General features: G+C 71.4%; 13 protein-coding genes and 4 pseudogenes. 9 read left to right on the forward strand and 8 right to left on the reverse strand.

The window, feature by feature from the left end:
* The first annotated feature begins 365 nt into the window (after nucleotides 1–365).
* The 4 genes from ACIA6T_RS10265 to ACIA6T_RS10280 all read left to right on the forward strand — a co-directional run bounded on the left by ACIA6T_RS10265 (nucleotide 366) and on the right by ACIA6T_RS10280 (nucleotide 5,155).
* Nucleotides 366–1,412, forward strand: a complete 1,047-nt coding sequence (locus tag ACIA6T_RS10265) for a TerC family protein (RefSeq protein WP_399446117.1) — start codon at nucleotides 366–368, stop codon at nucleotides 1,410–1,412.
* 156 nt (nucleotides 1,413–1,568) lie between these two features.
* On the forward strand, nucleotides 1,569–3,272 hold the full coding sequence (locus ACIA6T_RS10270; protein WP_399446118.1) for a SpoIIE family protein phosphatase: 1,704 nt from the start codon (nucleotides 1,569–1,571) through the stop codon (nucleotides 3,270–3,272).
* A 454-nt stretch (nucleotides 3,273–3,726) separates the two neighbouring features.
* Nucleotides 3,727–4,254 (forward strand): DUF5994 family protein, encoded by a 528-nt coding sequence (locus ACIA6T_RS10275; protein WP_399446119.1) that lies wholly within the window; start codon nucleotides 3,727–3,729, stop codon nucleotides 4,252–4,254.
* Between the two features lie 499 nt (nucleotides 4,255–4,753).
* Complete coding sequence (locus ACIA6T_RS10280) at nucleotides 4,754–5,155, forward strand: DUF5994 family protein (RefSeq protein ID WP_399446120.1); 402 nt, start codon at nucleotides 4,754–4,756, stop codon at nucleotides 5,153–5,155.
* A 61-nt stretch (nucleotides 5,156–5,216) separates the two neighbouring features.
* On the opposite strand, the gene ACIA6T_RS10285 is transcribed toward ACIA6T_RS10280, so the two are convergent.
* The gene (locus ACIA6T_RS10285; protein WP_399446121.1) at nucleotides 5,217–5,711 is read right to left on the reverse strand and encodes a DUF5994 family protein; all 495 of its coding nucleotides are present in this window, start codon (nucleotides 5,709–5,711) and stop codon (nucleotides 5,217–5,219) included.
* Here ACIA6T_RS10285 and ACIA6T_RS10290 point away from each other — a divergent pair.
* Nucleotides 5,645–6,802, forward strand: coding sequence for a Na+/H+ antiporter NhaA (locus ACIA6T_RS10290; RefSeq protein ID WP_399446122.1), 1,158 nt, complete (start codon nucleotides 5,645–5,647; stop codon nucleotides 6,800–6,802). The two genes, ACIA6T_RS10285 and ACIA6T_RS10290, sit on opposite strands and share 67 nt — an antisense overlap.
* Before the next feature lie 166 nt (nucleotides 6,803–6,968).
* Here the strand turns inward: ACIA6T_RS10290 and ACIA6T_RS10295 are convergent, their stop codons facing one another.
* Nucleotides 6,969–8,828, reverse strand: a complete 1,860-nt coding sequence (locus tag ACIA6T_RS10295) for a serine/threonine protein kinase (RefSeq protein ID WP_399446123.1) — start codon at nucleotides 8,826–8,828, stop codon at nucleotides 6,969–6,971.
* 190 nt (nucleotides 8,829–9,018) lie between these two features.
* On the opposite strand from ACIA6T_RS10295, the gene ACIA6T_RS10300 reads away from it, so the two are divergent.
* Both ACIA6T_RS10300 and ACIA6T_RS10305 read left to right on the forward strand, forming a co-directional pair.
* The gene (locus tag ACIA6T_RS10300) at nucleotides 9,019–10,164 is read left to right on the forward strand and encodes an FHA domain-containing protein (protein ID WP_399446124.1); all 1,146 of its coding nucleotides are present in this window, start codon (nucleotides 9,019–9,021) and stop codon (nucleotides 10,162–10,164) included.
* 305 nt (nucleotides 10,165–10,469) lie between these two features.
* A pseudogene (locus ACIA6T_RS10305) lies at nucleotides 10,470–10,634 on the forward strand (VapC toxin family PIN domain ribonuclease); the annotation flags it as partial.
* A gap of 65 nt (nucleotides 10,635–10,699) precedes the next feature.
* Here the strand turns inward: ACIA6T_RS10305 and ACIA6T_RS10310 are convergent.
* Both ACIA6T_RS10310 and ACIA6T_RS10315 read right to left on the reverse strand, forming a co-directional pair.
* A pseudogene (locus ACIA6T_RS10310) lies at nucleotides 10,700–11,211 on the reverse strand (flavoprotein); the annotation flags it as partial.
* Nucleotides 11,208–11,409: pseudogene (locus ACIA6T_RS10315) on the reverse strand (heavy metal transporter CzcB); the annotation flags it as partial. The pseudogenes ACIA6T_RS10315 and ACIA6T_RS10310, both read right to left, overlap by 4 nt.
* A 16-nt stretch (nucleotides 11,410–11,425) precedes the next feature.
* Here ACIA6T_RS10315 and ACIA6T_RS10320 point away from each other — a divergent pair.
* Nucleotides 11,426–12,946 carry a hypothetical protein gene (locus ACIA6T_RS10320; RefSeq protein WP_399446427.1) on the forward strand — a complete coding sequence of 507 codons (1,521 nt, stop codon included), beginning with the start codon at nucleotides 11,426–11,428 and terminating at the stop codon, nucleotides 12,944–12,946.
* A gap of 683 nt (nucleotides 12,947–13,629) precedes the next feature.
* Here ACIA6T_RS10320 and ACIA6T_RS10325 read toward each other — a convergent pair.
* Nucleotides 13,630–14,013, reverse strand: a pseudogene (locus ACIA6T_RS10325) (PIN domain-containing protein); the annotation flags it as partial.
* Nucleotides 14,014–14,350: 337 nt separating this feature from the next.
* Between ACIA6T_RS10325 and ACIA6T_RS10330 the strand changes: the two are divergent.
* Complete coding sequence (locus tag ACIA6T_RS10330) at nucleotides 14,351–15,184, forward strand: PIG-L family deacetylase (protein ID WP_399446125.1); 834 nt, start codon at nucleotides 14,351–14,353, stop codon at nucleotides 15,182–15,184.
* Nucleotides 15,185–15,503: 319 nt separating this feature from the next.
* Here the strand turns inward: ACIA6T_RS10330 and ACIA6T_RS10335 are convergent, their stop codons facing one another.
* The 3 genes from ACIA6T_RS10335 to ACIA6T_RS10345 all read right to left on the reverse strand — a co-directional run bounded on the left by ACIA6T_RS10335 (nucleotide 15,504) and on the right by ACIA6T_RS10345 (nucleotide 22,208).
* Nucleotides 15,504–17,888: an SCO7613 C-terminal domain-containing membrane protein gene (locus ACIA6T_RS10335; protein WP_399446126.1), complete on the reverse strand. Its 2,385-nt coding sequence runs from the start codon at nucleotides 17,886–17,888 to the stop codon at nucleotides 15,504–15,506.
* A gap of 91 nt (nucleotides 17,889–17,979) precedes the next feature.
* Nucleotides 17,980–19,950 (reverse strand): YncE family protein, encoded by a 1,971-nt coding sequence (locus ACIA6T_RS10340; protein ID WP_399446127.1) that lies wholly within the window; start codon nucleotides 19,948–19,950, stop codon nucleotides 17,980–17,982.
* Between the two features lie 956 nt (nucleotides 19,951–20,906).
* Nucleotides 20,907–22,208 carry a diaminopimelate decarboxylase gene (locus ACIA6T_RS10345; protein ID WP_399446128.1) on the reverse strand — a complete coding sequence of 434 codons (1,302 nt, stop codon included), beginning with the start codon at nucleotides 22,206–22,208 and terminating at the stop codon, nucleotides 20,907–20,909.

Below are 22,208 nucleotides of genomic sequence, written 5' to 3' on the forward strand. Positions count from 1 at the left end.
GCTCAGGCATGACCCCGGACTGGATCACTTCAAAAACCGCACGCGGCGCGGCCGGCACCACCACGTCACCCCTCGTCGCCGCCGCCCCGACATTGCTCACCCTCAGGCGGTTCGACCCAGAAGCCCGCACACCGGCCTGTCCGCCTGTCGATGCCTCACAGGAGAGAATCGCCCACAGCTACGGCACCTCCGGCATTCCGCTGGTCTCCGAGGACTCCGCCTCCGACTGCGTCGCGGCACAGGGTTCACGGCCGCCATCGGCGGTCCGGCCGGCCATTACGCGGGTGCGGACGACAAGCCTGGGCACCTGAGCCAGAATTCTTACAGGAGCAGGCTTCCGCACCAGCCCTCGTGAGGGGTCTCCCGTGCTCGACGTGCCGTTCTGGCTGTGGTCGGTGTTCGCCGTCACCGTGGTCGTGTCGCTGGCCGTGGACCTGCTGGCGCACCGGGAGGCGCATGTCATCCGGTTCAAGGAGGCCGCCGCCTGGAGCGCGGTATGGATCGGTCTCGCCCTGGTCTTCGGCGCGGTCGTCTTCCTGGTCCTGGGCACGGCGCCGGGGGTGGAGTACACCACCGCGTGGCTCCTGGAGAAGAGCCTGTCGGTCGACAACCTGTTCGTCTTCGCGCTGATCTTCGCCTACTTCGAGGTGCCGCGCGCCTACCAGCACCGTGTGCTGTTCTTCGGCGTCATGGGCGCTCTGGTGTTCCGGGGCCTCTTCCTGGCCGCCGGGGTGGCCGTGGTCAGCCGGTTCACCGCTGTGCTCTTCGTCTTCGCGGCCATCCTCTTCTACAGCACCTACAAGATCCTCAAGGGGGAGGAAGAGAGCTTCGACCCGGGCAGGAGCATCGCGGTGCGGCTGCTGCGCAAGGTGGTACCCGTCCAGGACGAGTACGCCGGGATGAAGTTCTTCGTGAGGGAAGCCGGCAAGCGGGTCGCCACCCCCCTGCTCGCCGTCGTCGCGGCGATCGAGGCAGCCGACCTGGTCTTCGCCGTGGACAGCGTGCCCGCCGTCCTGGCGGTCAGCGACGACGCCTTCATCGTCTACACCAGCAACGCGTTCGCCATCCTCGGCCTGCGGGCCCTGTACTTCCTGCTCGCCGGACTGCTGGACCGGTTCCACTACCTCAGCAAGGGCCTCGCGCTGATCCTTGCCTTCATCGGCGTGAAACTGATCCTCCAGGCGTCCCACGAACTCTTCAGCAGCAGCATCCCGGAAATCCCGTCGCCCATCAGCCTCGCCGTCATCGTCACGGTCCTGGCCGCGTCCGTCGTACTGAGCATCCGACGCCCCGGCCCGGCCGGGGCAGCCGCCCCCGCGGACCGGGACGAGGACAGCTCCGCGCACGGCTCCGCCGGAGAGCCGCCCGTCCGGGAGACGCGGAGTCCGGACAGACGGCGGAAGGACGACTGACCCCTGGTCCGAGCACTCCTTGCCGGCCGGTGGGCCGTGCCGACGCGGTGTGCGCCAGGTGCCCCGTCGCCCTGCGAGCAGGCCCGCATCGGAGGACCATCGACGGGAAGCCGGTCTCCGGAGGGTCCGTGCGTGCGTGATGCGGTGGGTGATGACATGGGGCGGTGGCCGGCGGACGAGCCGGGGTTCTGGCGGCAGGTCGTCGAGCGGCTGGACACGGCGCTGCTGGTGCTGGACCCAGCCGGACGGGCGGTCGCCGCGAACCCGGCGGCCGAGCGGCTGCTGGGCCGCACCACCCCGGCGATACGGGGCGCTGACGCGCACGACCTGCTGCACCGGGACGCGGACGGCAACAAGGTGCCCCGGGACCGGTGCCCACTGCTCCACGCGCTGGCCGAGGGGAAGGCGACGCGCGGGGAGGGTGGCACATATCTGCGGGGCGACGGTCGCCTGCTGGCGGTCTCCTGGTCCGCGTCTCCCCTGACGGAGGACGGCTCCGTCAGGGGTATGGCGCTGCTGTTCACGGATGCCACCGGGGACCGCCACGTGCACCGGGAGCGAACGGCACGCACGCGCGCCCTGGAGGACCTCAACGAGCGGCTGTCCCTGGTCGCCGAGATCACGGACGTCCTCGGGCAGACCCTGGAAACCGACGAGGCACTGGCCCGCCTGGTGCGCCTGCTGGTGCCCCGCCTCGCCGACTGGGCGGCGGTGGATCTCCGGACCGGCTCCGGGGAGATCCACCGTGTGGCGGTGACCGGTCCGGAGGGACGGGACGCCGGATTCGAGGGCCGGCGCGCAGCCGTCCCGGAGGACGCCGGTGAGGTGGAGGACTCGCCCCTGGGCCGGGCGCTGACCGGTGGTGAATCCGTACTCCAGGAGCGGGTGGCAGCCGTCGCTCCGGCCGCCGGACATTCCCCTCTGGCCGCCCTCCACAGCGGCTTCCTGGGTGCCGTGAGCGCAAGCTCCGCCGTCACGGTGCCGCTCGGCGCCGAGGAGCGGATCACCGGGGCGCTGACGGTGGTGCGCACCGACCCGGCACATCCCTTCGACGAGGGCGACCTGGAGGCGGTGGGCGACGTCGGCCGCCGGGTCGGCGTGGTCGTCGACAACACCCGCCGCTACGGCCGTCAGCGTGCCGTCGCCGAGGCCATGCAGCGCAACCTGCTCGCTCCGCTGCCCCGGCCCGGCCGCCTCCGGCTGGCCGCCCGCTACCAGCCCGCACCGGCAGGCTCGCAGGTCGGCGGGGACTGGTACGACGCCTTCACGCTGAAGGACGGCGCGCTCGCCCTGGTCATCGGTGACGTCGTGGGCCACGACCTGACCGCGGCGGCCGGCATGGCGCAACTGCACGGCATCCTGCGTTCACTGGCCTGGGACCACACGGGACCGCCCGGCGCCGTCGTCGACCGCCTCGACGCCGCCATGCCGGTCATCACCACCGTCCCGCTGGCCACCCTGATCCTCGCCCGCGTCGAGGGTGACCCGGACACGGGACCGTGGACGCTCCGCTGGGCCAGTGCGGGGCACCCGCCTCCGCTGCTCCTCTCCCCGGACGGCACCGCGTGCTACCTGGAAGCCGGCCAAGGGCTGCTCCTCGGCACCGGTCCGGTCACCGGCACGGGCCGGCCGGACGCCACACACCCCCTGGAGTCCGGCTCCACCCTGCTGCTGTACACCGACGGGCTGGTCGAGACCCCGGGCAGCGACCTCGACACGGGCCTGGACCGGTTGCGCCGTCACGCCCTCGCACTCGCCCACGAACCGCTGGACACGCTGTGCGGAGACGTACTCGCCCACGTGCCGCCCGGCAGCACCGACGACGTGGCCCTGCTCGCCCTGCGCGTGCCACCTCCATGAGACGGCGGTGGCGGGCCCCCACCGCTGCCGCGACCCCGCGGCAGGGGCCGCCCGCCGCTCCTACGGCACCCCTGACCGATCGTCACGCCGCCTTTACGCACTGAGGAGTAGGCTGGGAAGACCGAGGGCATCAGGCACGCCGGTGACGGACCGGCTCCACCCCCCGGTACCCACCGGCGTTCATCACGCGGGACGGGCTCCCCCCTTCACCCCGCATACGCCCGCCGACTCCCTTCCCCCGAACTCGCGGTGGTCGTCGGCGCCGTCCTCCGGAAGAGCGGCAGGCACGACCTTCAGTGCCCCGACCCCCACCGGCCCGCGCCCGACGTCGGCCCGGGCAGGGCAAGTGGACCGCCTCACCGATCGCCGTACCCGACCGATCACCACCCTCACCGGGCGGCCCTGCTCGCCCTGCCGAACCGCCTGGCAACCCACCTCGCCAGAGAGAACTCACATGATCACCACAGTTCCACCCGCACCGTCCACCCTGCCCCTCCCCCTCCCCCTCCCCCTCCCCCTCGTCCGCCTGCGTCTCGCGCCCCGCGGCGTGCTGCCGCGCCGGATCGACGGAGTGTGGTGGCCGCACTCCCGCGACCTTCTGACGCAGCTCCCGCAGATGCTCGCCGCACTGCCGAGCGCGTGGGGCGACATCACCGGCGTCACCGTGGACGCCGCGGCCTGGTCGGCGGCACCGGGGCGCATGTTCGTCGCCAACCAGGTCGTACGCCTGCACAAGGCCCCCGCCTCACCGCACGCCCCGGACCGGGTCGTCCTGCTCTCCGCCGGGCTCGGCCGTTGGGACCTGCTGGTGATCCCGCCGGACGCGACGGAGGAAACCGCCGCCCTCCTGATGGCCACCGCGCTGGACGACCGCGGGCCCGACCCCGACGGAGAAGTCCGAACTCCGTTCCCGGCGGCGGCAACGGGACCGCGCGGCCGTGTGGGGTCCGCCGGGCGGGGAGACCGTGCCCCTCGGTGGTAGGCGCCGCCGCAGGCACGTCCGTGTACGCGCCCGGTCCCTGCGCCCGTCTCGCACTCCGGGTCATCCGCCCGCTCCTCAGAGAGCTTCGCCCTCACGACCATGGCCACCACCCCCGCCCCGCGTTCCGACACCCCCGGCAGCGACTTCGCCCGGCGGTCGCCGTCAGATGCGCGGCATCCGCCGGCAGGCCGCTCCCGGTCGCTGTCCGGCACGGGTCGCTCGCGGCGGCCATCAGCGAGCAGCGCGGCTTCCCCGCGGGCGGCGAAGGCGGCACCCGTCTCGAACTCACGGCGGACACGACTCGTGTGGAGGGACCAGCCCGGTCGTGGCTGGAGTCCAGCCGATGAGACCAGTGCCCCTTGCCAGGGAGCATCGAGGAGTAGCCTGGGGGTATCGAGGGCTTTCGCGGGCCGGCGCCGCCGCCGGTCCCGTCCTCGGTGAAACACCACCGGGCGCTCCGTCTGTCGATCGACGGAGGCCCGCAGTCAGGTTTGTCATCATGACCTTGAACACCACCCGGCTCCGCTCGCACGCGACACCGTTCCGGCCACGTGCCGCGCGCCTCGTCCTCGGACCCGCCAGCCGTTTCGGCCGGCCGGACGGTGCCTGGTGGCCACGAAGCCGCGACCTGGCGCGCGAACTCGGCGAACTGGCCGACGTGATCGATCCCCTGTGGGGTCGGCTGACCCACGTCGCCGTCAATCCCCGCCACTGGCGGCTCGTCCCGCACGGCGTGGTCGTCGTCAATGATCACGAGGTGACGGTCGACCGTTTCGCCGGGGCCCTCAACCCGCACAGGATCCTGCTGCAGTCCTACACCGCGGGCCGTTGGGATCTCCTCGTGGTGCCGCCCCTGACCAACGCGTCGTCAGCTGCCCGACTCATGGCCGCGGCGGCGTAGAGCAGCGCCGAGAAGCGCGTGTCCCCGCTCAGCCGGCTCCGTCCGGCGGCGGAGGCGGTGATCAGGCCGGGTGCCCCAGGTTCGCACGTTCCGTGCCGGTGTCGATGAGGATCTGTTCCGCTCTCGTCTGACTGCCGGCACGAACGGCCGCGGCCATGGCGGCGCGCGCCGCGTCGGGCATGGCGTGCGGCGGAACCACGAGGAGAGAGAAGAGGTCCTTGCCGCCCCGGGTGATGAGGACGGTGTCGTCGCCGACCGGGAAGGAGTCGATGTGGACGACACGGTCGTCGATCGTCATCCGCGTCGGCAGTTCGTCCCAGGCGTCGCTGTCCAGGCCGACGCGGGTGATGGGCCCGAGGTACTCGGACAGCGCGGAGACGAGGCCGGGGAGCTCACCGGCGAGGTCGCGGGACCGGGGCCACCACGCCCCGTCGAGCGCGCCCTGTCGGTCATGGGTCGTCTCGAGCCGCACCACGGCGGTTCCCGGTCGTGGAACGGCCTGGTGGACGGCGTCGGGCAGGATCCTGGTCACCCTCGGAAAATCGGGGTCGGACATCGCACTCGCCTGCCTACCGGGGACGGCAAAACCGGAAAATCTCCTCGCTTCACGGTACTCCTCGGCCGACGACGGCCGGGGCCCCACCGGTCGCCGAAGTACTGGCAGTCACCGCCTCGCCCGCGGCCGCCACGTGGGTCGACGGGTGCTCCCTCCGGGGAGACGCGGGACGACTGTGCCGTCGGACGGCGGCCGGGCAATGCCGGAAGCCGCCGAGGGGTTCCGAGGGGGAACCGCGTCAGAATGCGCCCGGGGAACATGCCGAGTACCGTCCGCGACCGGTGTCCGCCGGCTTCGCCGTGCCGCTGTCCGCTCTGTTCGCCGCCGGAGTGAGCATCTCGCCCCTCGTGCCGGGTGAGGCGTTCACCCGCCCGGAGCCCCCGGGCGTGCTGCTGGGACTGGTCGTCGGCAAGACGGTAGGAATCTCCACCGAAACCCATCCCGCCGCCCGGTTCACCCGCGTCCGGCTCAACCCCGGCCTGACCTGGGCCGACGTCTTCGCCTTCGCGGTGCCGTCCGGCATCGGCTTCACGGTCGCCCTCCTGGTCACCGAGGTGTCCTTCCCCGACCCGGCAGCCGCCGGGCAGGTCAAGGCCGCGGTGCCGCTGGGCTCGGTGCTCGCCGCGGGCATGGCCTCGCTGCTGGTCGAACGCCGTGACCGCATCTACCGCGGGCCGTGGGAGACGGAGAACCGCGACGAGGACACCGACGGCATCCCCGACATCTGCCGACAACACACGGACAGGCCCGCGCCCGGCGCCCCCGGTGAGCACCGATCACCGACAGCTCCGCCGCTCACTCACCGGGTGCTGCGACCGGGCACGACTGCCCACGGCCTCGCCCCGACACCAGGGACATCGAGGGCTGAGCCGGGACCATCACCAATGTCCGATCGTGAAGCCCTCTGTCGGCGCATCCGCACTGCACCGAGTTCCGAGCACGATGACAGGGTGCGGACACGGCACCCATCCGCCTCACGACGTCGTGCCCGTACCGTGCCCTTCAGCACGGACGAACACGGTCAACAGAGGTACCACCGAGCGCTCACGCCCATCGCCGCGCCACAAGCCTGCGCAGGTCAGCAGCGGTAGGACGCCCCGGGCGCCGTCGCTTCCCAAGCTGAGAGCGCGAGTTCGGTTCTCGTCACCCGCTCCACGGTGAAACCCCGGGGCAGCGGCCTGGGTTTTTGCGTAACCGGGTCTCTCCCACGTTTTCCGGCATGTGACGCGTCCACGGATCCCTTCCGCGGCGGACGGGTCAGGGCGCCTTCCAGAGGGTCAGTTCGGCGGCGTAGTCGCGCGCCTTGAAGCCGTCGGCGTCCTTCTGGACGACGACGTCCTTGATGGTGAGCATCGCGAGGTTGTCCTCGTCGGTGACGGTGCACAGCATGGTGCCCGGGGTCAGCTGCTCGCCCTGTGCGTCGTCGCCGAGCTCGGCGGGCAACACATCGGCCGCCGCGCCCTCGGCACACTCCTCGGGGGTGGTGCCCGCGCTCTTTCCCATGGTTGTCAGGAAGCGCAGGGTGTAGGTGCCGCCGAACTCCTCGTACTGCAGTTCGTTTCCCTTCCCCTCGCTGAGGGCTTTCGCGTCGATCTTCGGTGCGTCCAGGTCGACGTTGGTGTAGGAGATGCGGTTGGAGGTGAACTGGGCGCGCAGGGTGAGCGGCTTGTCCTTGAAGATCTCCGTGTAGTTGTTCGGCGTCGCGTTCGTGTCGGCCGACGCGCCGCCGGTGTCCGGCTCGGTACCGGCGGGAGTCCGGGATGCGGCGGCCGGTGGCGAGGTCGGTTGTCCGCCGCTGCCCTGGGTGTCGTCCGTGTCGCCGTCGTGAGTGAAGACCCAGGCGGCCGTCGCGACCACCGCCAGGGCCAGCACGGCCGCGCCGACCGTCAGCGGGGTGCGGCTGCGGGCCGCCGGCGGCGCTGCCGACGGGCCGAGGGGGTGCGGTGCTCCCTGCGGGAACGGGGCAGGGGATCCGGTCGGCGGCGCCGGCTGTGCCCGGCCGTGGTGCGGCTGCTCACCGGGCCGGGAAACATGGGTGGGTGTGTATCCGCCGGACGCCCCGGCAACCGACGGTGCGGTGTCCGCACCCGCCACGGAGGGTGGGGGCACGGTCGCGGCACCCGCCACGGAGGGTGGGGGCACGGTCGCGGCACCCGCCACGGCCCCGGAAGCCGCTCCGGGCTCGGTCTCGGCCTGTTGCCGGGCGAGTCGCTCCCGGCGGGCGATGTCCGCCGCGACGGGTGCGGGCAGCCAGCCGGTGAAGTCACGCAACGGTCGCCCGCTCAGCTCATGACACAGTTCCGCCAGTTCCGAGGGCGTGGGGCGGGCGGCCGCGTCGGCGGCCAGCGTGCGTTCCAGGACGGCACGCAGCGGTTCGGGATACGCCGTCAGGTCCGGCGGGCGGAACTCGCTGTTGGCGATCTTGGTGGCCAGAGTGAGGGATCCGGCGTCACCGTAGGGGTGGCGGCCGGTCGCGGCGACGGCGGCGATCAAGCCGAGCGAGAAGACGTCGGTCGCCGGTGTGAGGTCCTGGCCGTTGGCGTGTTCCGGCGACATGAACTGAGGGGTGCCGATGAACCCGCCGCTACGGGTGAGCTGGGTGGAGTCGGCGGCCCGGGCGATGCCGAAGTCGATGATCCAGGGGCCTTCGGAGCCGATGAGGACGTTGCTCGGCTTCATGTCGCGGTGGATCACGTCGGCCTTGTGCACGGCGTGCAGCGCCTCCGCCGCGCAACCGGTCAGCTGCAGCACCGTGGTCAGCGGGAGCGTCCCGTGCCTGGCGAGAAGCTGGTCCAGGGCGAGGCCGGGGACGTAGGCGGTGGCCAGCCAGGGCTGCGGGCCGGTGGTGTCGTGGTCGACGACGGGGACGATGTGGTAGCCCTGCACCCTGCGGGCGGAGGTCGCCTCCTGTTCGAAGCGGCGGCGGAACTCCTCGTCCTGGGCGTACTCGCGACGGATCACCTTCAGGGCGACCGGCTGGTTGCCGCGCGTACGGGAGAGGTAGACGCATCCCATGCCGCCCTCGCCGATCCTGGCGAGCAGGCGGTAACCGGCCAACTCTCGCGGGTCCTCGGGATCCAGCGGGCTCAACTGGTCGTTGTTTCCAGTGCTGTTCAAGGTTCTTGACCCTCCCGTCACCGACGTGATCGTACCGACGTGCCCGCGCCGGGGGTAGACATCCGAGGAGATCAAGGAAGAACAGTGGAGTTCGCGGAGATTCCGGGGAGTCGAGAGGACGCGTCCTGATGGCGGATGCCGGCGGGCGGCCTTAGAGTGACACCCCCTGCCGTCGGACAGCGAGGCGTCCGTGGAACATCATCTGGCCACGTCGGCGGAGCGAGCCGACTACCTCGTGGAGCTCTCCAACGTCGTACGCGACACCTCCCTCGGCCGACACGGCCCGCGGTCCCTGCGCCGCCTCGGGCTGGTCCTGCGGGGCCTGATGGAGCTCACCGGGGATCCCGACGTCTCCGTCTACCTGGTCGCCGACACCAGCCTGCTGGGCGGGCACCGCGAGTTCGGCGATCAGGCCGAGGTGCGGCGACTGCGCCGCTGGGTGGCCGACGGGCTGGTCGAGGAGGTCGACGACGCCGATGAGCGCGTTCTCGACCTGGCCCGTATGACCGCGTCCCCGGTCGTCACCGGCGACCAGTACGTCGACCACCGCGTCGAGCACCCGTGGATCCAGGGCAACACCTGGCAGTTCCTCAAACCGACAGCCCGCCCCGACGGGTCCGTCGCCCTCGTGGCGATGGACATGGGTGTGCGCTCGGCGGCGGAGATCTCCCGCAGGATGGAACTGTCCGCACTGAAGAAACAGGGCCTCCTCGGTCCCTCGCGGACGCCGCTGGCCGAGGTGATCATGCGGACCTGGCGCTGCCCGGAGCCCCGCTGCACCCTCTACGACATCCGCAAGGGCGACCGGATCCTGCTGCCCCGTATGCGGCGCGGTGTTCCCACCTGCGAGCTGCACGGCACACCTCTGGAGGACGAGGGTCCGCGCCTGGGCACCACCCAGCTCAAGGCTGTCATCGACGGCACCTGCGTGGCCCGGTACACCCTCGACGAGGGCTCCGAAGCGCACGTCGGCCGGCTGCCGGAGCAGGTGGGCATCGCCCTGCACAGCCTGCTGTCCCCGCAGATCGCCCGGCAGGTCAGCCGCATGCATGTGGCCGTCTCCGCCCGGAGCGGCACCGTCCTGATCCGTGACATCAGCACCTACGGCACCCGAATGCGCCGGGCCGGCCGGCGCGGCGCGTTCGGCCCCTGGGAAAAGCTTCCCCCGCGGACCGACCGCCCCTTCCGCCCCGGCGACGAGGTCGAGCTCGCGCCCGGCGTCGTCCTCACCCGCAGTGGCCGACGCTTTCCCGCGGAACTCGCCGACGCCTGGCGGGCGGAAGCCGCCAGGGTCCCCGTGCCGCCCAGTGCCGCGGCGCCCACCCGCCGGGCCTGACCGCCGGGGCATCGGCCCGACGCCGAACCCGTCCGGCGCGTACTCCGCCGTTCGGAGGGCGCGCGCGAGAAGGGCCGCGATCGCACCCACCGTCCCAGGGCGGCGGAGACCGGCGTGTTCACGCCGCCCCGCGTGCCGCGGCCCGCACCCGCTCCACCCGCTCCACCCGCTCCACCCGCTCCACCGGCTCCTCGGCCGTACGGTCCGTAGGCACGGACCGACCGTGGCCCGGCGCGGGTACTCCGTCGGACGCCTGCCCCGCCGTCCGACACGATCCGGTGCGGCCGTGCGGTCGATGGCACGAACTGCCTCATCGCGGACAGCACCGTAGCGCCTGAGCTGTCGACCTCGTGGTGGCCGCTACGGCCGAGTTGCAAGGGCCGCCCCTCCTGCGCTGTGACCGGGACTTCAATCGCATCGCCGCCGTCACCGGACGGGCACTCCGGTGGTACGGCCCCGAAGCCGGTAAGCGAGCTGGGTTGAACGCTGTTACAAAGGGACGCCGGAACCGCTCCCGCAGTAGCCGTTCACACCGGGGCCCCAACAGGTCCAGGGCCTCTTCCCACCGGAAGCGGTTCGCTCCCCCGCCGGCCTCCGGCCTGTGGGGCTCGTAGGTGCCGATCACGACGTTCATCCCACACAGCACCCGCAGACTCCGCGCACAGGCGGGGTGGGCCGCCTGGGCGACGTTCGGACAGGGCAGCACGGCGACGGGCACCCCAGGCCGTAGGCCTCGCAGAGAATGCCCGGAGCAAGGGTGTCGGAGATGCCGGTGGCCCCCTTGTTGACCGTGTTGAAGGCTGCGGGGCGATGGCGTCGGCGGGCGGCAGCGGGCGTGCGCCAGGCGGAGCGGATCGGGTAGCCGGTCTGCTCCCGGACGGCCCCGGCGTCGAGGAGACTCAAACCCTGTGGGGTGGCGACGACCCCGACGTCCCAGCCCCGCTGCTGCGCAGCGGTGGTCATCCCGCCGACATCCGCGGCGACGCCGCACGCACAGACGACGACGTACGGAAAGGGCTTCTTGTCCACGGCTGTCGGATCGGTCACGCAGGTACTCCCAGTCGGCGACTGAACCGGTGCAGTCCGGGCAGGGTACGGCGCCGGTCGCGAGCCACCATGCCCGCGACCGGATCCCGGACGACGCACGTCCTGCGCGGCGCACGCCTCTGCGATCCGTAGAGCCCGGTAGCCGTCGGCCAGGCGTCCCAGCAGGCTGTACGCCCGGGCCACCTCCAGCCGCAGCGCGGTGATGAGCCGCCCGATGCCGCAGGTTGTTTCCGCATCGTACGGAGTAGTCCTGATTGCACCCGTCGAGTTCCGCGTCAAGCCTGGTCTCGTGGAAAACTTTTCCAACGTGACCGTAGAGCCACCGGACGACCGCGGGTTACGCCGAGTAAGAGCCGGCGAAGAGATAATCGGGAGCGCCTGGTCGCAGAAGGATCTGCGAAGAATTCTCCGGCGTCAGGGTTATCCGAAGGAGATGGATGTAGAGGACGGGACATTCATACGTTGGCGCGGGGGAGACAGCCGAACGTGGCCCGACCATTCAGTCAAGCGGTTCATCACAATCGTACTCATGATTGTGGGGCTCCTAGGATCCATGGCCCTACTCGTGGCCATCGGAATGCCCGACGCATTGGGAGGGCTGACCTTCGCAGGCAGGGTCACCGGATACCTTTTCGTAATCGCAGGCCTCATTCAGGGTTTGGCCGCGTTGGCGGTCCTCGATTACTGGGGAAAGCGACGCATGAGGTTCTCAGGCGCCGTAGTGCTGCTCGGAGCGCTCATCACCCTGACTACCGGCAGCCTCCTGATGCTCCTCTGGCTACAGGAAAGGGAGTACACTCCCTACCTGCTGGCATATTTCCCTCTTTGGTGTTGGTCACTGGGAGCCCTATGGCTGCTGGTTCGCGAAAAAACCTGGACGGGAGTTCCGCATCCCAAAAGTTTCGCGGCCGGCGTCACTGCCACGGTCATCGTGGCCAGCGCCAACCTAGCGTATTCCAGTATGTACCAACCGGCCTCTCGTCCAATGCTGGTCAAATTGGAAGCAAAATTCGGAGAACCCGCGACGGACTCCCGGAACTCATTCATAGAGATCCCCCTGACGCTGCGCGCACAAAACAAGGGAAAAGTTCCGGCTTACATCATTAGCGATGACTATTCGGTGTACGGCCATGAAGTCAAGCTCTCAAGAGCGAGTGACGGACTGAAAGACGTAAAGGAGGCGATGGAAGATGAATCGGACGCGGCAAGGTTTGCAAGTGGGCCGAGAACCGAGACAGTAACCGCAGGGCGCTTCCTGTCGCCCGGATTTCCGCTTGAATCCGGTGAAGAGTACACCGCGGAGAAACTGGTTCGGGTTCCCAAGGAAGCTGAATACGACGCACTGGAGGTTTATTTTTCGCTGTCCTTGATGAGGAAGGACAGAGGCAGGATAGACACATGGGAATTCCAATACCCTCACTTCTCGTGGGAAAAGAAAGAAGGTCGATTCTACTGTCCCCCCAGCGACTGCGAGGAAAGTCTTATCTACCACGGAAAAGTGCAGCACAATAACAATATTGTCAATGTGACGCGCCGCCCCAGGTACGTGACCGCATGGTGGTCGCTGACACCCGAGGACTCCGCCGCCTCCTTTTCCATATCCTCATTCCGCTTCCAGCCGAAGAGCCAAATCGACGAAAAGGAGAGCAGGCTGGAGGTGGACAGATACGGTGTCGTAAATTTTTACGCGGAAGCGATGACACCTTTTGCGGCTCTGACGGAACGCGGGAACTGATTGAAGCCGTGAAAAGGAAGTCAACATTGCCCAGCGTCGACATCTCGGCAGCAGTCGCTTCGGGACGAAGCGGTCATCACACAAGGTCTGCCCGCCATGCTTCCACCGGCGCGGCCGGCTCTGGTCGGCGGCATGGCGGCATGGCTGAGGCCGGTGGGAGTGCGTCAAGGCGTACGCGTGCGTGGTCGATCGGCACACCCGCCGTCGTGGCTGACTGTCGTCGGCCGAGGCTCAGACACTCCGGGTCCCAGCCCAGTCCGTGACGTCCAAGGCGAAGAGACCATGCCGTTCGCGTGCCAGATCGTGTGGGGGACCACGGGGAACAGCGGGGCCTGACCACGGGTGCGATCAGGGCTACAACACCGTTCCACCGCAGGTCAGCCCAGCAGCCTCCGTCAAGAGACCCAGGCTTCCCAAGCCGAGGGCGCGAGTTCGGTTCTCGTCACCCGCTCTTCTTCAAGCCCCAGGTCATCGGCCCGGGGCTTGCTCGTCGGGGTGCCGTTGCCGCGTTTCACAGGCGCTGCCGCACCCGGATCATCGGGCGCACGGAGAACACGAGCTCCTTGAGGCGCCAAGCCGCTCACCCCGCTGCACGGCACCGACCCTCGCTTTCACCGAGCGCTCGTCGTGGGAGGTCACATGTCCCTTGCGGGAGTGGGCGCTTGGCTGCGGAGGATGCTGGGTCAGAGCGGGAGATCGTCGGGGAGTACCCGGAACGCCTTGTGGTGGCCCAAGGGGCGTACGGCCCGGAAGTCGCGTCGGTCGAGGGTGAGGATCGCGTCCGCGTCGTAGTCGGCGGCGAGCGCCACGTTGACCGCGTCGGCGAGGTCGAGGTCCAGCGCACGGTAGCGGAGGCGGACGGACTGGGCGGCGCCCAGGTGGTCCTCCGTGATCTCCGGCATGACGACACGCCCCCGGCCCATCCAGCGCCGGAGGTCGTCGACCGCGCCGAGGGCGGCCTCCCTGCCGAGCTCGCGCGTGGCGACGTGATCCAGCTCGGCCAGCAGCAGCGGGGACATGACCAGGAGGCCGGCCGCCATGATCGCCTCGTTCGCCGCCCGGTGTTCCGACTGCCGCGCTCAGCCGCTCTGCGCCTCCCCGGACCCGCACACCGATCGGGATCTCACGGCTGGTGTCGGACGGAAGCCGAATCCGACGTGGTGCCGAGACGTGCAGGTCGCGCCTGTCCCCCGGTCGCGTTGAACGCCGACGCTCGAAGGCCAAGTGGCCGCGCCGGGAACAGCCGGTGCGTCCGGCGCGGTTGCACCGACCGAGGGGCCGGCGCCGGACCGCGGAAGCACTGAGGCCGCAAGGTCGTCCGCCCCACCAGGATCCGGGCTCCAGGATCGCGGCACGCCCGCCGCGTACTCGGGCCAGGACTCATATCCGCAGGAGGACTGTTTCATGACTGACCGGCCCTTGACGCTCATGGCAGTACACGCCCACCCCGACGACGAGGCCACCGGAACCGGAGGTGTCCTCGCGCGGTACGCGGCGGAAGGCATCCGCACGGTTCTCGTGACGTGTACCGACGGCGGTTGCGGTGACGGGCCGGGGGGTGTCAAGCCGGGCGAGCCCGGGCACGACCCGGCGGCGGTCGCCTCGATGCGTCGCCAGGAACTCGAAGCGAGCTGTGAGGTCCTGAAGGTCAGCGATCTGGAGATGCTGGACTATGCCGACTCCGGGATGGTGGGCTGGCCGAGCAACGACGCCCCCGGATCCTTCTGGCAGACCCCCGTGGAGGAAGGCGCGGCCCGACTCGCGGAACTCATGCGGCACTACCGACCTGATGTGGTCGTCACCTATGACGAGAACGGCTTCTACGGCCACCCCGACCACATCCAAGCCCACCGCATCACGATGGCGGCGCTGGAGACGACCGCGCTGACACCGAAGGTGTACTGGACCACGATGCCCCGCTCGGGGATGCGACGGTTCGGCGAGATCATGCGCGAGTTCCATCCGGACATGCCGGAGCCGGACCCTGCCGAGGCCGCCGCGATGGCCGAGATCGGCCTACCTGACGATGAGGTCACCACGTGGGTGGACACCACCGCGTTCAGCGGTCAGAAGTTCGACGCGTTGGCCGCGCATGCCAGTCAGGGCGAGAACATCTTCTTCCTCAAGATGGGAAAGGAGAGGTTCGGCGAGTTGATGGGCATGGAGACCTTCGTACGTGTCCAGGACGCCACCGGCGCGGCCCTGCCCGAGAACGATCTCTTCGCCGGACTGCGCTGATCCGCCCGTAGGACCGGCCGGGAAAGCGCATCGATCGCACGGCGCAGTCGGCCTCCGAGCGCTTCCGCACAGGTCCTGTGCGTGGCCGCCTTGGCCCGGTCCCCCTCGCCGTGCCCGATCGCAAAGACGCGAGGAGCCGGGACTTTCGGGGCCGGGACTCCCGGGGCCGGGACTCCCAGGGCCGGGACTCCCAGGGCCGGGACTTTCGGGGCCGGGACTCCCAGGGCCGGGGCGGCCTGACGCCGGGGCAGGGCCTGCTCCCCTCGGGCCTCCCCCTCGGGCCTCCGCGCGCGCCTCGGCAGCCGGCCGTTGCCGGCCTTCAGCACATACGCCCCAGCATCTCCCGTAGTCGTCGGGCGTCCCGGAGCCGCTGCTCGTACGTCGCGCCCAGCACGAGCAGCAGCAGTCCGGCGAGCGCGGGCGGCAGCCAGCGGGGGAGCGCGCCCGCCAACGGCGCGAGGCAGGGGGCGAGTTCGTGCAGTGCGACCAGCACGAGCACGCTCCCGCCGAGGACGAGCGGCGCCTGGAGCCGGTGGCGGGCGCCCCACAGGGTGAGGACGAGGGCCGCCGCGCCGAGCAGCAGGGGGCGCGGCCAGTCCACGTCGGCCCACGCCGCGAACAGGCTCGGCACGAGCGTCACCGAGAGCCCGGGACCGTATGCCGTCCACGACGAGGCCTCGGGATCCCGGTGGCGCCGGAGGAGGCCCACGGCCAGCGCCGGGACGGTCACCGGCAGGGTGTACGCCTCCGGGGCGCCCACGTCCCACGAGCCGAGCCGCACCCAGGTGGCCGACACGAAGAGCGCGGCGGCCGCGTACCCGGCCTGCCGGCGGTCCGCGCGCACGGCGGTGCCCGCGACGATCACCCCGCACAGGGCCAGGACGAGGGCCAGCACGGGTGCGTCGGTGACGGCCAGCCCGATGGCCAGGAGCCCCACGACGGCGCCCGTGACGTCGACCGGGACCGGGGTCCGCGGGATCCGCGGCGCGAGCAGGGCCGCGGCGGCCGGGACGATCAGGACCAGCAGCGCCGTGTGCGCGGGCGGCCGGCCCGCGGCGGCGCCCACCGCGCACGCCAGACCCGCCGCACCGGCCAGGGACGCGCTCGCGCAGACGGCGGTCAGACGCCGGTGCGCGGCGGCGACCGCGAAGACCGCCGTCAGCGCGGCGAGCACGGCGAGGGTCGTGCCCCGGGAGGCGAGCGAGAGGAACGCGAGGCCGGACGCGGTGAGCAGCGAGAGGACGACCGCGGTGAGGGACGCCGGCGTCCGACGCGCGTACGCCGCCGCGGCCAGCGCCGCCACAGCCGTCAGCCCCTGCGCGAACAGCCCTGCCGTGTAGGGGAGTCGCCATGCGGCCGGGAGGACGAGCGCGCTCGCCCAGACCAGGGCCACGGCACCGGCCGCGGCGGGGGCGCGCCAGGCCGTGGTGGCGCGGGCCGTCCCGGCCAGAACCGCGGCGGCGACCGCGAGCACCAACGGCGCGACCGCCGCGTCCGCCGGCCAGGGCGCCTGGACCGTCACCGCGGCCCGCAGGTCCGCCGGCGCCCCGGACCAGACCCGTCCCGTCCATCCGACCGGCCCCAGCAGCGCCACGACGACCAGGGGCAGCGCCCACGCCACCGCCAGGGTCTGGACAGCGGCCGACGCCCGGGCGACACCGCGCCGCACGGGTCCGGGGAGCGGATCACGGACGGCCGCCAGCAGCCCGACCCCGCAGACCAGATAGCCGGGCACCGTCCACACCCCGGGCAGCGACGCGCGCGGGACTCCGCCGAGCGCCGCGACCAGGAGCAGCCCGCCGGTCACCGCGGCGCCGGTGGCAAGGCCCGGCCGCGGGACGCGCCATGCGGCGTACAGCGCGATCGCCGCCGCGAGGGCGAGGAGCGCCGTCGCACGGGCTACGGCGCCCGAGCCGACGGCCCCCCAGGAGAGCACGCAGGCCAGCGCCGCGCCCCAGCCGCCCGCCCCGTACGCGCCGACGGCGGCGGCGACGCGCGGGGGCCTCGCGGAGGTCCGGAGCGCGACGGCCGTGTCGAACGCGGCCGTCAGCAACAGTGCGGCCGTGACCGCGTACGGGCCCGCGCCGGCTGCCACCGCCCACAGCAGCAGGGGGAACTGGGCGGCGGCCAGTGCGGCGGGGAAGGGGATGCGCAGCGAACCGAGCCCCCTGCCGTACCCCCACCACGCCCCGGCCAGGACCGCCGCCGCGACGGCCGTGTATCCCGTGCCGTCGAAGGCCGTCAGCGCGGCCTCGTGCAGCGCGTACGCGTCGAGCGCCGTCAGTGCCAGGCCGAGGCCCGCCAGCGCCTCCGCCGTCGAGCGCAGCCCGCGCTTCAGCAGGGGCACGGGGGCGCCGAGCACCGCCGCGGTCACCGTGGCGAGCACCACGGACCGCCCGGCGATCCCCAGATGTCCCCAGCTGACCAGGGTGAACACCATCGCGGCGACGGTCAGCAGGACGCCGCCGAGGACGAGGAGCACGTTCTGCACACGGGGCGCGGTGGTCTCGGGCCGCCGCGGCGCCGGCGGCGCGGGCGGGAGGGCCGACTGGAGGAGACCGATCAGCTGGGCACGGCGGGCCAGCAACTGGGCGCGGCGGGCGTCGAGTCGCCACAGCTCCGCGTCGAGGATCCGCAGCTCCTCGGCCGGTGGTGGTAGGTGGGCCATACCGTGGAGTGTGGTGCGCGTCACGCCGCGGAGCATGGGTGGGCGTACTCAGGTCCGTACTCAGATCCCGCAGCTCCCGCGCGGCGAAGGTCCCGGCCCGCGGGTTGGACGCGCGGGCCGGGGCGGACTACTTGGTGAAGGTGAAGTACTTCCAGGCGCCGTGCGTCGTGGAGTTGACGGTGTCGCCGGAGGAGCCGTTGACGTACGACGAGCGCATGCGGGCGCGGATGCCGGACTCGCCCGGTGCCTCCAGGCGCACGGCCGACTTGCCGTTGGTGCCGAGGGCGAAGTACTCGGACGTGGTGTCGTACCACTTGCCCTGGTAGTGGACCTGGAGCTGGAAGCGCTGCTTGCGGCCCTTGTGGTAGTTCATGGTGGTGGTGAACACCGGATCGGTGTTCTTGCGGAAGTAGTGGTACGTCGTGGAGCCGATCTTGCCCGTCCTGTAGTGCTTGGAGACGGCGGTGGAGACCTTCACCCGGGCGTACCCCGTGGACTTCACGGTCTTCGAGGCGTAGCGGGCGTCGCCGGTGAAGACCGCGGAGACGGCGGTGTCGCGGGTCATGGTGACGGTCGCCGACAGGTCGCCCTCGGAGTTGACCTTGCCCGTCTTCAGCAGCTTCTTCGGCTTGTCGGAGCCGAAGGGGTCCGCGTAGATCGAGACGGTGCGGTTCTTGTACGTCGTGCCGAGGTGCGCGGTGAAGGTGACCTTCTTGCCGTACGAGTACAGCTTGCCGTTGTTGTTCAGGCTCAGCGCGGTCGCCTTGCGGGAGACGTCCACCGCGTCCGAGCCGGAGGCCGGGGCGTGCGTGGCGTCGCCCGCGTAGAAGACCTTGTAGGTGACCTTGCCGCCGGCGGGCGGTGTGTCCGTGAAGGAGAAGCCGCCGTCCGCCTTCGTCCTGACGGCGGCCAGCGCCTTGCCCTTCGGCGACTCGACGTCCGTACGGGTCACCTTCAGACCGGTGCCGGAGGGGAGGGGCGTCCTGGAGGTCAGCCTGCCGGTGACGGTGAGCTTCCTGGCCCGTTCCGACTTGGCGGGGGCCGACACCTTGAGGGCGGGCGGTTCCTTGGTGGGGTCGGTCAGGGCACGCAGGGTGCGGGTGCCGTAGGTGTTCACGGAGACGGCGAAGACCCGGCTCGAGTCCGGCGCCCAGGCGAGCGCTCCGTCCACGAGGGTGTCGGCGCCGCTGCTGTTGCCGGTGTTGGGGAAGTCGTACTCCCGCACCGGGACCGGGTCACCGGGCCGGTGGATGTGGACGTCGGGGTCGTACCAGGAGAAGCTGCCGCCCGCGACGCTGCCGTCGGGAGCGACCCGCACGGCGTTCGGGTAGGCGTCGACGGGGTAGCCCGACTCCTCGGTGAGGTCGGCGGTCGAGTAGGAGCCGAGGCCGTAGCCGTACTCCGGGTCGCCCCACGAGGTGAGGACCCGCTTGCCGTCGGGCGTCAGGTCCAGCTGCTTCACGGCGGTGTCCATGGAGCCCTTGACCCGCAGTGCGGCCCCGTCGGCCGAGACGTCGTAGACGGCGAGGTCACCGCCGTTGCCGGCCACCAGGACGCCCGGGACGGCCGGGTCGGACGCCAGGAACATCCCGAAGGCACCGTAGAAGTCGACGTCGCCCCGCTGGGCGAGGCGGACGACGGGTTCGGGGCCGGAGATGTCCAGCGAGCCGAAGTCCGTGCCGTGGGCGAACCAGATCCGGCCGTCCACCACCTCCAGGTCGCCGGGAGCCACGCCCACCGGGTAGCTCGCGGTCCGGGTGTACGTGCTCGTCTCCACCGAGACGATCCGGTTGCCGTTCTTCACGGCCGCGTACACCTGCCCGGAGTCGGCGGACAGCGCCAGGCCGGTCACGCCGGAAAGGCCGGTCAGTGTCGCCTTCACGGTGCCGCTGTAGTCGGTGACGACGATCGTGCCGCCGGTCGGATCGGAGACGTAGACCCGCTGGTGGACGCCGTCGACGACCATGTCGCCGACCGACTTCACCGGAAGGGCCTTCGCGGAGTCGGCCGATGCCGGACCCGCCGCGCCCCCTACCAGGGCCGCGGAACCGAGGACGACCGCGAGTGCCGTCGCGGTCGCGATGCTGCGCCTGCGCACAGTGATGTGAACCCCCACAGAAGAATCCCGGTGTGCACCGGACGAAAACGAACGGCCGCGCGTTCCCCCTCACCCGAAGACTGGTGTTCGAACGCTGCCGGAGACGCAGCGTATGGCATGCGGGTGACAACTGAGGAACGTATTAAGGCGACTTGGCGAGACGGGCCGGCGGGCACGCCGTGGGTGTCGCACTCGTCCGGTCGGTGTGCGGCGTGCCACGGCACGTCAGCGGGCCGGCAGGTCGACGCGGCGGACGCCCTCTCCCGGTGACCGACCGCCCCGGCGTCCCACGACACAGCCGCCGTCCGGCCGCACCGGGCGTCCCGCCTCCCCCCGGGGGGCGCGGTGCGGCCGGCGGCATCCCCGGCAGGCGCGGTGCGCGTCAGGGCCGTACGGCAGGCCCGGTGCGCGTCAGGGCCGTACGGCAGGCACGGTGCGCGTCAGGGCCGTACGGCAGGCGCGGTGCGCGTCAGGGCCGTACGGCAGGCACGGGCGCCCTCGGTTCCCCGGCGGGGAGCGCGGGTCCGATTCGCGTCGCCCGCCGGCGGTGTCGGAAGCCCCGGACTGTCGGTCCGGGGCTTCCTCGCCGTCAGCGGGTCTGTGCCCACACCGCCAGCAGACCCACCACGGCCGTGCCCGCTCCGTAGCACGCGCCCCGGAGGAACTGGTCGGCCGCGATGCGACGGCGGCGTGAGATCCACCGCGCGGCCTCACATGTCGCCCGGCCGCAGCGCGCCCCCGCGGCGGACAGCCGTCGTCCGGTGACCCCCCGCCGGCCCGGGGGTGCCGCTTCCTCCGTGGAGCACCCTGACCGGGCGCGCCGTACTTTCATGGCGGTTGCACCTGCCTTCCTCGGTGTGGTGGTTCTCCCCGGGCAGCCGGGCACGGTCGCTCGGGTCGCGCCGGCCCGAGCGGCTGCGGTCGGGGTTCTGGCGGGGTACGCGGGAGAGCCGGGGTCACCGTCCGGCGAGGGCCGGGATCGGGTGGGCGGCCTGCGCGGGGCGGAGCAGCCGGAAGGTGACCCGGCCGTCGGCGTCGACGCGGGCGCCGTGCACGGCGGGTTCGGGCAGGCTGTTGTAGTGGAAGGGCGTGGAGAAGTAGTAGGCGCCGGTGTCCGGGACGACGACGAGGTCGCCGACGTCGAGGAGGGGCAGCGCCCGGTCGCGGGCCAGCAGGTCGCCGGCGAAGCAGCACGGGCCCGCGACGTCCTGCCGTACGGGCCGGCCGTGCTTGGCCCGGCCGCTGGGGTCGTGGGCCTCGATCCGCAGGGGCCACGCGTCGGGGGCGAACACCGTCCGCGTGGCGACCTGTGCTCCGGCGTGGGTGATCGCTATGGGACGCCCGCCGACGGTCTTGGTGTACTCGACGTACGCGGCGGTGAACCCGTTCTTGGCCAGCACGGAGCGGCCGAACTCGGTGACGATCTCGTACGCGCCCGAGAACAGGGCCGGCGCGTGTGCGCGCAGGTGGTCCACGTAGGTGTCGAAGCCGGGCGTCGTCTCGTCGTCGGCGAAATTGACCGGCAGTCCGCCCCCGATGTCGATGCCGGTGACCTGCCGGTGGCCGAGGTGGGCGTTGATCTCCTCGGCGAACTCCACCGCCTTCGCGATGCCCCGGGCGATCAGGTCCAGGGGGCAGCCCTGCGAGCCGACGTGCGTGTGCACCCGGGTGAGCCAGGGGCGGTCCCGGTACGCCTGGAGCAGTCGTCGCCGGTTGCCCTCGTCCTCCAGGGGAATGCCGAACTTCGAGGTCGCGGTGGCGGTGCTCATGGCGGTGATCGAGCCGGCGCCGACCTGGGGGTTGACGCGCACGCCGATCCGCGAGCCGGAACGGCGGACCGCCAGGATCTCGTCCAGCCGCGCCAGTTCCTGGAAGCTGTCCGCGTTCACCGCGACCCCCAGGCTCAGGGCCCGGGCCAGTTCGGCCCGCGTCTTGGCGGGGGAGTCGAACACGATGTGCGCGGGTTCGAAGCCCGCCTCCAGCGCCCGGGCGAGTTCGCCCGCGCTGGCGACCTCGCAGCCCATGCCGCTCAGGCGCAGTTCCTCGAGTACGGGAACCAGGCAGTTCGCCTTGGCCGCGAACGCGTGCAGGACCCGGAGGGAGTCGGGGAACGCGCTCCGCAGGGACGTGACGGTCTCGTTGACGCCGTCGAGGTCGACGAACCCGGCCAGTACGGCCGTCTCGGGTTCCAGGAGTCCCTGCTGTACGGCTGCCCGCAGAATCCGCTCACGCCGGTCGGCCTTGCCGGAACCACTCAT

Origin of the sequence: Streptomyces sp. NPDC051740, assembly GCF_044453165.1 — a bacterium.
Classification (GTDB): Bacteria; Actinomycetota; Actinomycetes; order Streptomycetales; family Streptomycetaceae; genus Streptomyces; species Streptomyces atrovirens.